12 protein-coding genes are annotated in these 10,000 nt (G+C 49.3%); 7 read left to right on the plus strand and 5 right to left on the minus strand.

Annotated elements, in window-relative coordinates:
- Positions 1–1,143: glycoside hydrolase family 15 protein (locus RMO27_RS00730; protein WP_309728104.1), on the minus strand; the 1,143-nt coding region annotated here is incomplete at its 3' end.
- Positions 1,144–1,340: 197 nt separating this feature from the next.
- Here RMO27_RS00730 and RMO27_RS00735 point away from each other — a divergent pair.
- From RMO27_RS00735 to RMO27_RS00755, 5 genes are all read left to right on the plus strand, one after another.
- Positions 1,341–1,517: a chlorophyll a/b-binding protein gene (locus tag RMO27_RS00735; protein WP_309728106.1), complete on the plus strand. Its 177-nt coding sequence runs from the start codon at positions 1,341–1,343 to the stop codon at positions 1,515–1,517.
- Between the two features lie 108 nt (positions 1,518–1,625).
- Positions 1,626–1,775: a chlorophyll a/b-binding protein gene (locus RMO27_RS00740; RefSeq protein ID WP_309728108.1), complete on the plus strand. Its 150-nt coding sequence runs from the start codon at positions 1,626–1,628 to the stop codon at positions 1,773–1,775.
- Positions 1,776–1,900: 125 nt separating this feature from the next.
- Positions 1,901–2,566, plus strand: coding sequence for a DUF4033 domain-containing protein (locus RMO27_RS00745; protein WP_309728110.1), 666 nt, complete (start codon positions 1,901–1,903; stop codon positions 2,564–2,566).
- 169 nt (positions 2,567–2,735) lie between these two features.
- Positions 2,736–3,215 (plus strand): hypothetical protein, encoded by a 480-nt coding sequence (locus tag RMO27_RS00750; protein ID WP_309728112.1) that lies wholly within the window; start codon positions 2,736–2,738, stop codon positions 3,213–3,215.
- 255 nt (positions 3,216–3,470) lie between these two features.
- Positions 3,471–4,133: a PEP-CTERM sorting domain-containing protein gene (locus RMO27_RS00755; RefSeq protein WP_309728114.1), complete on the plus strand. Its 663-nt coding sequence runs from the start codon at positions 3,471–3,473 to the stop codon at positions 4,131–4,133.
- A gap of 210 nt (positions 4,134–4,343) precedes the next feature.
- On the opposite strand, the gene RMO27_RS00760 is transcribed toward RMO27_RS00755, so the two are convergent.
- Positions 4,344–5,129 carry an HAD hydrolase-like protein gene (locus tag RMO27_RS00760; protein ID WP_309728116.1) on the minus strand — a complete coding sequence of 262 codons (786 nt, stop codon included), beginning with the start codon at positions 5,127–5,129 and terminating at the stop codon, positions 4,344–4,346.
- Positions 5,130–5,367: 238 nt separating this feature from the next.
- On the opposite strand from RMO27_RS00760, the gene ribD reads away from it, so the two are divergent.
- Positions 5,368–6,456 carry a bifunctional diaminohydroxyphosphoribosylaminopyrimidine deaminase/5-amino-6-(5-phosphoribosylamino)uracil reductase RibD gene (ribD, locus tag RMO27_RS00765; RefSeq protein WP_309728118.1) on the plus strand — a complete coding sequence of 363 codons (1,089 nt, stop codon included), beginning with the start codon at positions 5,368–5,370 and terminating at the stop codon, positions 6,454–6,456.
- Between the two features lie 58 nt (positions 6,457–6,514).
- Here ribD and RMO27_RS00770 read toward each other — a convergent pair whose 3' ends face one another.
- From RMO27_RS00770 to RMO27_RS00780, 3 genes are all read right to left on the minus strand, one after another.
- Positions 6,515–7,234, minus strand: coding sequence for a HAMP domain-containing sensor histidine kinase (locus RMO27_RS00770; RefSeq protein ID WP_309728120.1), 720 nt, complete (start codon positions 7,232–7,234; stop codon positions 6,515–6,517).
- A gap of 365 nt (positions 7,235–7,599) precedes the next feature.
- Positions 7,600–9,138 (minus strand): UDP-N-acetylmuramoyl-L-alanyl-D-glutamate--2,6-diaminopimelate ligase, encoded by a 1,539-nt coding sequence (locus RMO27_RS00775; protein WP_309728122.1) that lies wholly within the window; start codon positions 9,136–9,138, stop codon positions 7,600–7,602.
- 47 nt (positions 9,139–9,185) lie between these two features.
- Positions 9,186–9,449: a glutaredoxin family protein gene (locus tag RMO27_RS00780; protein ID WP_309728124.1), complete on the minus strand. Its 264-nt coding sequence runs from the start codon at positions 9,447–9,449 to the stop codon at positions 9,186–9,188.
- A gap of 350 nt (positions 9,450–9,799) precedes the next feature.
- Between RMO27_RS00780 and RMO27_RS00785 the strand changes: the two genes are divergently transcribed.
- On the plus strand, positions 9,800–10,000 hold a 201-nt coding region (locus tag RMO27_RS00785; protein ID WP_309728126.1), incomplete at its 3' end, for a lycopene cyclase family protein.

Raw genomic sequence — 10,000 nt, forward strand, 5'->3', positions numbered from 1 at the left:
CTCGGTAGCAATCTGGGATTTGGGTACGTAATATAATTCTGGCAATAGCTGGGTATCGTTGAGATCGATCGCAACATTTGCCAACAAGCTGCGATATTTCTCAATACCAGCCACATCGCCACTAAACAGCGCATCCAGATATAAATAAGTGAAAAATAGCGGCCATTCACACTCAATCCCTTCAAACTTCAGCAGTTCCTCTGGTTCGTAGTGCAAGCGAGTCGTATCTTCGAGGACGGTTTGGTGTCCATCGCGCAAAAACCGCTTACAGCCATATTTACCCTCTAGTTTCTCGACGATTTTGGTGCGCGTCCGCGTCACTAGCTGCGGATCGCGAACTGCAAAAGCGGGGAACCCAATGATACTCAATAACGCCGCATCCGTTTCTTTGGAACTCGACTCCCTTGGCAATAAAGACGCTAACGTCAAGCGCGCGCGGGCGATCTCATCGGGTAAGACATGAATCACCGATGCCTGCGAACCCCGCGCCCCAAACAAGTCTAAGCCATTAATTGCTTCGAGGGCGGCTTTGGCCATCCCGATCGAACTGGCATTCAATTCGACACTGCCATGATTGATCTTATCGCCCCGCTCCCACAGTCCATAATCGGGAGTCCGATAGGTGCGCCCAATATAGTAGACCAAATTTTGGACGAAATTGACTTCATCTAATGTGTAAATAATCGGCAGCCCCGATGCCGTCATTTGCGCCAAGATCAAGACAAATAAAGAAGTCGCATCGAGCTGGAGATGACCCCACTCATTATCGCCCACCACCACATCACCAGTGTGGGTACTGTACTTGGCGTGTAGCGCATCCGCTGGCGACTGGGTTTGCTTGAACTGCTCCACCTTCGCCGCTTGCCGCAGCATACAAAATAATAGTCCTCGCATCAGCTTGACGACACTTTGCTCCAGCTCGAACAAGCGTCCGGGCGGCGCATCTACCTTCCGATACGCCAATGCCAATCCCCAGACGGCCAAGATTGTATACACATTATCTCGCACCCACGCATCGGTATAGTCTCCATGTGCCGTGATCGCCGTACTCGCTGGAAATAGCCCCGTAATTGGATTTTGGCGACTGAGAACGATCGATTGGATTTGTTGATAGTATCGATCGAGTTGCTGAGAACGGTTCATAGTAAGCGGGATAAATTGGGTGTGTGCGGGAATGGAGATCGAGTCTGTCCTAGCTAGAGACGGGCGACATTAATCCAGTCGAGAGCTAATTAGCTGACCAGATCGAATAAAATTCACAAATATTTGCATGACCTTGCCATTTTGATGTTTTTTCGTTACATTAGTACATATACCCAGTCATCATTCTTCATAACATCATGGTCAAAACTACTCCTGTCAAAACTACTCCTGTCAAAAAAGATGAAGGTCAGTTTGGCTTTACGCCTTCAGCCGAGCTACTAAACGGACGTCTAGCGATGATCGGTTTTGTTGCCGCTTTAGTCACCGAGCTAGTCACCGGACAAGGTACGCTCCATTTTCTGGGATTAATGTAATTTAGTCTAGTTATCGACCAATAGCTTGTTCGCGTCCGAGTTTATTTTCTACACCAGTCAATAACAGTACTCATCAATTTATCTTTACAAATATTTGGAGTCAGAACTATGCAAGCTAAAAAAGACGAAGCACAATTTGGGTTTACTCCTTCAGCAGAACTTCTTAACGGACGCTTGGCGATGATCGGTTTTGTTGCCGCTCTAGTCACCGAGCTAGTTACCGGACAAGGTACGCTACATTTTCTGGGATTAATGTAATTATCGCTACATCATTAATCAATCTAAATTCTAGCTGGGTATTGCCCAGCTTTTTTTGTGTCATGCTTTAAGCAGACAACCAAAAGTGTCATACCTAAATCCTGACGAGCCAATCTATCGCTGCTATGCCGCCCAACACCCTCCCACGTATCGTCACCGATGAATACCAAGATAACCTAATCGAGCGACTATTTATCTGGCTATTTGCGCGAAAGATGTCGCAAATAGTCGGCTTCAGCGGGCAGATCGGCGGTTATGAGGGTTTGGTCGCCGTGTCAAAACAAATTATGCAAGGACGCAATGCCGAGCAGCAACAAGTAGTTGTCGCCCAAATTCTGGGATCTTTAGTTCCCGCACCAGTGTTGTGGGCAATTCGGACATTGTTTGCCCCGACACGGCTAGTCTGCGTCCTCAACGCCTGGTTTGCCGCGCAAATGTTTGAATGGCTGGTAGGGCCGTGTCAAGTCGCGGAAGCTGAAGTAACTGGGACTGATGGCACGGTGAGATCGCAACCTTCAGCAGTGGAAATCACCAAGTGTCGATATCTCGCGGCTAGTGGCTGTGTGGGGATGTGCGTCAATATGTGCAAAGTGCCGACTCAAGCATTTTTTACGACCCAGTTTGGAATTCCCCTGACGATGACTCCCAACTTTGAAGATCTCAGTTGTAAGATGATTTTCGGTCGATCTCCAGATCTGCCTGCTGATGATGAAGCTTACCTTCAATCCTGCTTGCAGCAACAATGCCCGACAGCTACTGCGATCGCCGCCCCTTGCCCGCAGTTAAAATAATCGGAAGATTGAGCAGGGAGTGGGGAGCGGGGTGGAAAATCAGATCTCAAATTAGTGCCGCTAAATAATTGCGAAACGAATTTTTGCCATCAATAAATCTGGCATGTGTATAATCTAGCAAATTGCCTGGGTACTCTAAACCATATATGGTATATGGATAGAGACTTTCATGGCATACTGGCTGACAATCGAACTCGAACTTGGTGAAATCGCGCCCCTCCCACCCACAATGGATGCTCAAGCCGAGGGCTTAGTCTACGGCACGACGGTACCTCAGCTATTGAGACAACTCGATCGGATCAGCCACAATTTGGGCATCGACAAGCTTGATAACTTTATCTACAAAGACACTACTGGTTATAACCGACTCCTCAAAGAAGCCGAGTCCGAAGGTAATGCCGTCCTCGCTTCAGCCATGCGCGCTGAAATCTCCACTGTCGCCAATCGACCCCGCTGGCACGAGCCAAGCCGCGCGCGACGGACTATTCATAGCTTGAAAGAGTTTGTCGCTACCAATCAAGACACATTGCCAGGTAAAGACCCCCAAGCTACAGCCAAGTGGACGCTCTGGGATCTAGAAGCATACGATCGCATCCTCACCGATCTCGAAGATCGCGGCTTGAAGTTTGCCTTTGTCGAGCGGAATTAGTTTAATAGAAACCACTTGGCATCTGTTCACTAATCTCCATTTTGGAGGATTTATGCAAATCAACCCAAGATCTAATCTGGCGATAATCAGGAGGATCGGGCTACTTTATAGACATACTAAACCTTCCAAATCTTTACACATTAACCAAAATCTACGGGCATAAATATTTTTTAGTTGGGAATAATATATTAGGCGATTAAGTTGGGAGAATTTTCTCAGCTATAGCCAACTTCCTATCAAACAGAGTGTATTTCCATGATTCGCAATCACTTAGCTACGTCGATCTTGCTTTCGGGGTTAATTATTACAGGTACCGCTACGGTGGTTGGTGCAGCCAGCATTGCACGCTTAACATTTACCAGCGCGCCTGGTGACTATATCGGTCAAGGTCAAACTGTCGATCTTACTTATAACACGGCACTTGGCGACACTGTTTTCGTTAACATCAATAACAACAGGTTAGCCGATGGCAGCCCCACCGAATTGTCTTGGACTCTAGATCGTCCATCAACACCAGCAAATGAATACGCTGGTGTTAACTTCGGGACTAAATCTTTAGGCACCGCTATTCAGGCCGGAAGTTACCCTAACGCCCGTCGCGATGCTTTTGCACCATCTGGGTTTGCCGGATTAGATATATCTTTTCAAAATCGTGGTTCAAATAATCTCTTTGGTAGCTTCACCATCAACCAGATTACTTTTTCACCTGACAAGTCACAAATTTGGGCTTTTGATGCAAACTTCGTGCAACGTTCTGAGATTGCTACTGCACCCGCATTAACTGGGCGATTCCAATACAATAATACAGCCGCACCAACCCCTACTTCGGTTCCCGAACCATTTACAATTATCGGTACCTTAATCGGCGGTACATCAGCCTTGCGCATGAGAAAGAAACTCAAAGCGATCGCCTCTTAACTCTTGCCCATTAAAATAGCTTTATCACATCCTTGAGAATAGAACGATTGCCTAATAATCGTTCTATTCTCAATAGTGTTATTTCGATTCTTTGAGTAGCAATATAGTTATCCCAAGGTTTCTAAGTTAGCCAATATTAAAGTAAATCGTAGTTTGTTTGCATTACGACAATTTGTCGATTTATGGGAGTTGCGACCCGATTCCTAATGCCTAGTTTGCACATGCCTGTAAAGAACTAAGACCGACTAGATGGTGTACCGCACAGAGTAGATCGGTTTTGATCAGAGTTGCTTGAAGTTGGCTCAATTGGTTGAGGCTCCTAATTCCACAAGTGAGGGCAATTGTCGAAATCCCCATTGCTTGCCCAGCCAAAACATCTGCTTCGGTATCGCCGATCATCCAACTGTGATCGAGATTGTGGTTCGTGACTTGATGCTCGTGCATGGCACGGCGGAGGAGTTGAGTTTTGATTTGGGAGTAATTTTGATAGGCAGCTTCACTACTAGCAGTGCCATAAATGCCTGTAAACAGCGGCCTAAGTCCATTCCGTTCTAACATGTCGATCGCTTCAGATCGATCGCGCAGCGTGACCAAAATCAGCTTGCAGCCCTGAGAGCGCAGCAAACCCAACGCCCAGGTGACACCGGGCTGGATTTTATCGAGATGAAGCAAGTTAGCACAGTTGACAATCTCCATCACGCGGCGGAGGAAATAATCGATTTGAACATCATCTAGTCCCGACTGCCGTGCTATTTCGAGATCGGGAACGCGGTTTTGTTTCATCTGCCAAAATTGAGCTTTGGTCAGCAGGGTGAGTTTATCGAGAAAATCGAGATTTTTTGGGTTGGGTTGGGAAAACTCGCGGTAAAATTTAGCAGTATCGGTCAAGGCCAGATGGTAAGTACTGTAATATCGATCGGATACATCCACGATCGGGCCATCAAAGTCACAAAATACAGTCATGGGGTGGGACAAGCTACGGGGGAAACCTGTCATAGGGCTTATGCTACCAGAATGATTTGTTGCGTAACGTTTCTTAACAATAGCAGTTTCTCGATCGCTTGTCATTGGTATTGACCCGATTGAACTATCGGTAAAACTTATCTCAGTAAATAGGTGATCGGGTAGATAAATACTGAAGCATATAGAGTCAATACTGGATTGTAGCTAGCCACCACCCATCCGACATCCCCGCGCGTTATTATTACTATTCCCGATTGCGGCTCGCCAACTAATGAAATATCCAGAATTCGATCGACAGATGATGCACCGATGCATCGATCTTGCCAAGCAAGCATGGGGTAAAACTGCTCCAAACCCGCTAGTTGGAGCTGTCATCGTGCGGGATGGATCGATCGTCGGCGAAGGTTTTCATCCAGGGGCGGGACAGCCCCATGCCGAAGTATTTGCACTGCGGCAAGCTGGCCAACTGGCGCGCGGCGCGACGATCTATGTCAGTTTGGAGCCATGCAACCATTATGGTCGCACTCCTCCCTGTGCCGTCGCACTAGTGGCCGCAGGCGTTGCTAAAGTAGTCGTGGGGATGGTAGACCCCAATCCACTCGTCGCCGGCGGTGGGATCGCGACCCTGGAGCAAGCTGGCATTGAAGTAGTGGTTGGTGTAGAGACGGCTGCCTGTGAGGAGCTAAATGAAGGATTCGTCCAGCGAATCGTCCACCAGCGTCCGTTGGGCATCTTGAAATATGCGATGACCTTAGACGGGAAGATTGCCACTGATAACGGGCATAGTACCTGGGTGAGTAGCGAACCTTCCCGTCACTACGTTCATCATCTCCGTGCGGGCTGTGATGCGGTGATTATTGGTGGTAATACATTGCGTCGGGACAATCCCTACCTTACCAGCCACGATCCAGCGGCACCCAATCCGCTCAGAGTGGTGATGACTCGTAGCTTGGACGTGCCGAATGAGGCCATTTTATGGGATACCAAGATCGCGCCAACTTTAGTAGTTACTCAAGCTGGTGCTAATCCAAAGTTACAAGCAATGTTGCGCGATCGCGGTGTCCAGATTTTAGAGTTAGACACACTCAAACCAACTCTAGTCATGCAGCATCTCTACGATCGCGGCTTTCTGTCGGTATTGTGGGAATGTGGCGGTACACTGGCTGCTAGTGCGATCGCTGATGGCGCAATTCAGAAAGTATTAGCTTTTATCGCTCCCAAAATCGTCGGTGGCAGTGTCGCTCCTTCGCCAGTCGGGGATCTGGGGATTCGATCGATGTCTGAAGCGATGGTATTAGAACGAGTCAGTTGGCAACAAATCGGCACGGATCTCCTAATTCAGGGATATACAGATCGTTAATAGCTAGTACTAGGCGGTATAAATTAGACTTTTAGGATCTAATATCACTACAAAACTACTAACTCTTCGTCGGTAAAAGTACGCGAAACTTTGAGCCAGCACCGACTTGACTGATCGCCGAAATCGAACCACCGCAGCGGAGGAGGATATTTTGGACGATCGTCAGCCCCAAACCGGCACCACGATCGTACTCATCGGGTAAAGTGCGGACGCGATAAAAGCGATCAAAAATTTTGGGAATGTCAGTAGGGGAGATGCCGATCCCCGTATCGCGAAACTCTAATTGGACGTAGTCACCTTGGACGGAAGCTTGGACGAAAACGTGCCCGCCATCGGCTGTATATTTGATCCCATTGTGTAAGAGATCGATCGCAATTTGACGAACCCAGGTCTCCACGCAGAGAATTGGGGGCAAGTTAGCGGGGATTGTATAACCCAGTCTCACACCTTTTTCGGCGGCCAAAGGTTGATAAATGCTGACGATGCCAGGAATAACCTGGGCGAGTTGAATGGGGACGATGCCAGCGCGATCTGGAGATCGATCAAGGGCGAGTAATCTAGTTGCGCCGTTAATTAAGGAGTTTTGGCGATCGCATTCACCACGAATTAAGCTTAGATATCTCTGCCGCTGGAGTGGCTTGAGCACTGGCGATTCGAGCAATTTGAGAGCGGTTTTGATGTTAGTTAATGGCGTACACAGTTCTTGCATCAGATGGGCGATTAGCTCATCTTTTAGTTCGCCAAGGCTGAGTTGTTCGGGGGGATCGGGATTTGCCATCAACGGGGAGTTGGGAGTTGGGAGTTGGGAGCGATTCGCGCTCGTCGGGTTCCCCGACGGTTTAGCGAATCAAGACAGTTGCGACTGAAATCACGCGGAGAGTGGAGGAGCATGTGTTTCAGTCAGCGACGCGCGACCTGGAGGTTTCCTCCAGGTTGTGTGCGTCAAGACAAGACAGGGAGTGAAAAGTGCGGGAACAGGGGTTTCCCCCGCTTGGGTTCGTTCCATGGTCGGGAAACCCGACCATGGAACGAACTCCGCAAGTAGAGCACCTTTTCAAGACAGCGGGGAGCGGGGAGCGGGGAGTTGGATATGTACTTTCCCCCCGCTCCTTTCCCTAAAACCTAAAATCTAAAGCCTGAAGCCTAACTTCCAAATTTTTTACTCAGAGCGGCACGGGCTTGTTCGCGATCGTCGAAGTGGATTTTTTCGGTACCGAGGATTTGATAATCTTCGTGTCCTTTACCTGCAATTAGGACGCCATCGCCAGGTTGCGCCATGGCAATGGCTTGGGCGATCGCTTGGGCACGATCGGCAATAACTTCGACACCGACCGTTCGATCGATTCCAGCAACTACATCTTGGAGAATGAGATCGGGATCTTCGGTGCGGGGGTTATCTGAAGTTACTACTACCAGATCGGCCAGATCGGCCGCAATTTTGCCCATTTGGGGGCGTTTGGTGCGGTCGCGATCGCCACCACAACCGAATACACAGATTACTTTACCATGAATGAAGGGGCGTGCCGCAGTTAGTAAACTTTCCAAACTATCGGGGGTATGGGCATAATCGATGATCGTGGTGATGTCTTGTTGGGGGGAAATCTGGACACGTTCCATTCGTCCCGGTACGCCAGGAAAGTGCTCAATCGCGGCGACGATCGTTTCTAGGCTCATCCCCAGGTGTAATGATGTTCCCACCGCAGCCAGAAGATTTTCGAGGTTGTAGTCACCGACTAGGGGCGAGTTGAAGCCGATTTCACCTTGGGGGGTATGGATTTTACCGGCGACACCAGTTTGACGGTAGGCTAAGTCGCTCGTCCACAGATCGGCAGTAGAGTCGGTGGTACTGTAGCTCCAGACTCGTTGGCGGAGACTCTCTGCGCAGGCAGACGCTTCGCGAACGGAACGAGAATCGGGTGAGATTTTGGCGATTAAGCGTTTGCCATATTCATCATCGAGATTGACGATCGCGCGTCCGGTGAGATATTCGGGACTAAATAATAAGGCTTTGGCTTGGAAATAACTCTCCATATTCTGGTGATAATCCAAGTGATCTTGAGTGAGGTTGGTAAATACGCCAACTTCAAACGGGCAACCCATGACACGCCCTTGATCGAGAGCATGGGAGCTGACTTCCATCAAGGCAACTTGACTGCCTGCAGCGAGGGCTTGCGCAAGTTGTTGTTGGAGATCGACGGCGAAGGGTGTGGTGTGGGTCGCGGTTTTTTGGTAGCCGTGCCAGCGGGTGTAGAGGGTGCCGAGCAGGGCGGTGGAGATATGAGCTTGAGCGAGGAGGTATTCAATGATGTGGGTGGTGGTGGTTTTACCATTGGTACCGGTGACGCCAACCATTTTGAGGGTGTGGGCAGGATGATGGTAAAAGGTGCCAGCGAGGGCAGCACAGGTGGCGATCATATCGGTGGCGATCGCGATACAGTTGTCTGAAGTGGGGGGGTGGACAGTTGCGGCGGCAGGGGAAATTACGGCTCCGATGGCACCTGCGGAGATCGCGCCTTGCCAAAATTCACCACCATCGACACGGGTTCCGGGCATCCCGATGAATAGGTCGCCAGGGGTGCAAGCGTGGGAGTTGGTTTTTAACCCTGTTACTTCGAGGTCGAGATTAGGGTGTGCGCTGGGGAGGCTAATTTGGCTATGGGTGAGGAGTTCGCGTAGTTTCATAGGGATGGTGGCTGAAGATGCTCGAAACAGGAGACTGGCTTTAATTTTCACCCATTTTGCGAGTATTGCTGCAAGATTTTTTGGACTTGGGGGACGCTGGCGCGGGGGGAGAAGCGGGGGATGGGTTGTTCGGTGCTGTCAATTTGTAAACATAATACTGGGATTTCGTATTGGTAGCGATCAAACCAGTCGGGGTTGGTGGTGATCTCGCGGATTTCGAGATGGATGGGTGGGTCGGTAATTTGCTCTAGTTTTTCTTGTAAGCCTTCGCAGAGGTGGCAGCCGATTTTGCTATACAAAATTAAGTGCATGGGTTTTGAGCAAAAGGATCGAAGTTATTTAGTACAATACAATAGCTGATGGCGATCGAGATGGATTGCTTATTAGTGCTACGCGGGGCGGTAGTCACCGCGACACCAATTAGGTTTCCTCATGCATCAGTTGTGGTATGAATCTTGTAACTCAGTCCACCTTTGCTTGTGCTAATGGCTGGATGAGACGCTCGATCGATCGAGCGTTATCCATATTCGATTACCTCCGGTAGGCTACGCCAACGCGTGTTAAGATGCGATTACCGATGGTAGGCTATACCAACGAGTACAGGGGATCGATCCTCGCTGGGGCGATATCTAAAAGAACGCTATATTCAAAGAACGCTGCTATGTTGGATTTTGATGTGCTGGTAATTGGGTCTGGCCCCGCTGGGACAATAATTGCGGCGGCTTTGGCCGAGCGAGGAGTAAGAGTCGGCGGACTGACTGCCAGTCCGCTGCGGCAAGTCTGGCCGAATACCTATGGCATCTGGCGCGACGAACTCGAAGCTCTGGGATTGACGGAATTATTAGGTCATTGTTGGGAAAAT

It is taken from the genome of Chamaesiphon sp. OTE_75_metabat_556 (assembly GCF_031378165.1).
GTDB lineage: Bacteria > Cyanobacteriota > Cyanobacteriia > Cyanobacteriales > Chamaesiphonaceae > Chamaesiphon.

Excerpts from the sequence above, each read along its gene's own strand:
- RMO27_RS00750 (WP_309728112.1), top strand. The coding sequence starts at position 2,736 with ATGGCATACTGGCTGACAATCGAACTCGAACTTGGTGAAATCGCGCCC.
- RMO27_RS00745 (WP_309728110.1), top strand. The coding sequence starts at position 1,901 with ATGCCGCCCAACACCCTCCCACGTATCGTCACCGATGAATACCAAGAT.
- ribD (WP_309728118.1), top strand. The coding sequence starts at position 5,368 with ATGAAATATCCAGAATTCGATCGACAGATGATGCACCGATGCATCGAT.
- RMO27_RS00780 (WP_309728124.1), bottom strand. The coding sequence starts at position 9,449 with ATGCACTTAATTTTGTATAGCAAAATCGGCTGCCACCTCTGCGAAGGC.
- RMO27_RS00755 (WP_309728114.1), top strand. The coding sequence starts at position 3,471 with ATGATTCGCAATCACTTAGCTACGTCGATCTTGCTTTCGGGGTTAATT.
- RMO27_RS00770 (WP_309728120.1), bottom strand. The coding sequence starts at position 7,234 with ATGGCAAATCCCGATCCCCCCGAACAACTCAGCCTTGGCGAACTAAAA.
- RMO27_RS00735 (WP_309728106.1), top strand. The coding sequence starts at position 1,341 with ATGGTCAAAACTACTCCTGTCAAAACTACTCCTGTCAAAAAAGATGAA.
- RMO27_RS00760 (WP_309728116.1), bottom strand. The coding sequence starts at position 5,129 with ATGACAGGTTTCCCCCGTAGCTTGTCCCACCCCATGACTGTATTTTGT.
- RMO27_RS00740 (WP_309728108.1), top strand. The coding sequence starts at position 1,626 with ATGCAAGCTAAAAAAGACGAAGCACAATTTGGGTTTACTCCTTCAGCA.
- RMO27_RS00775 (WP_309728122.1), bottom strand. The coding sequence starts at position 9,138 with ATGAAACTACGCGAACTCCTCACCCATAGCCAAATTAGCCTCCCCAGC.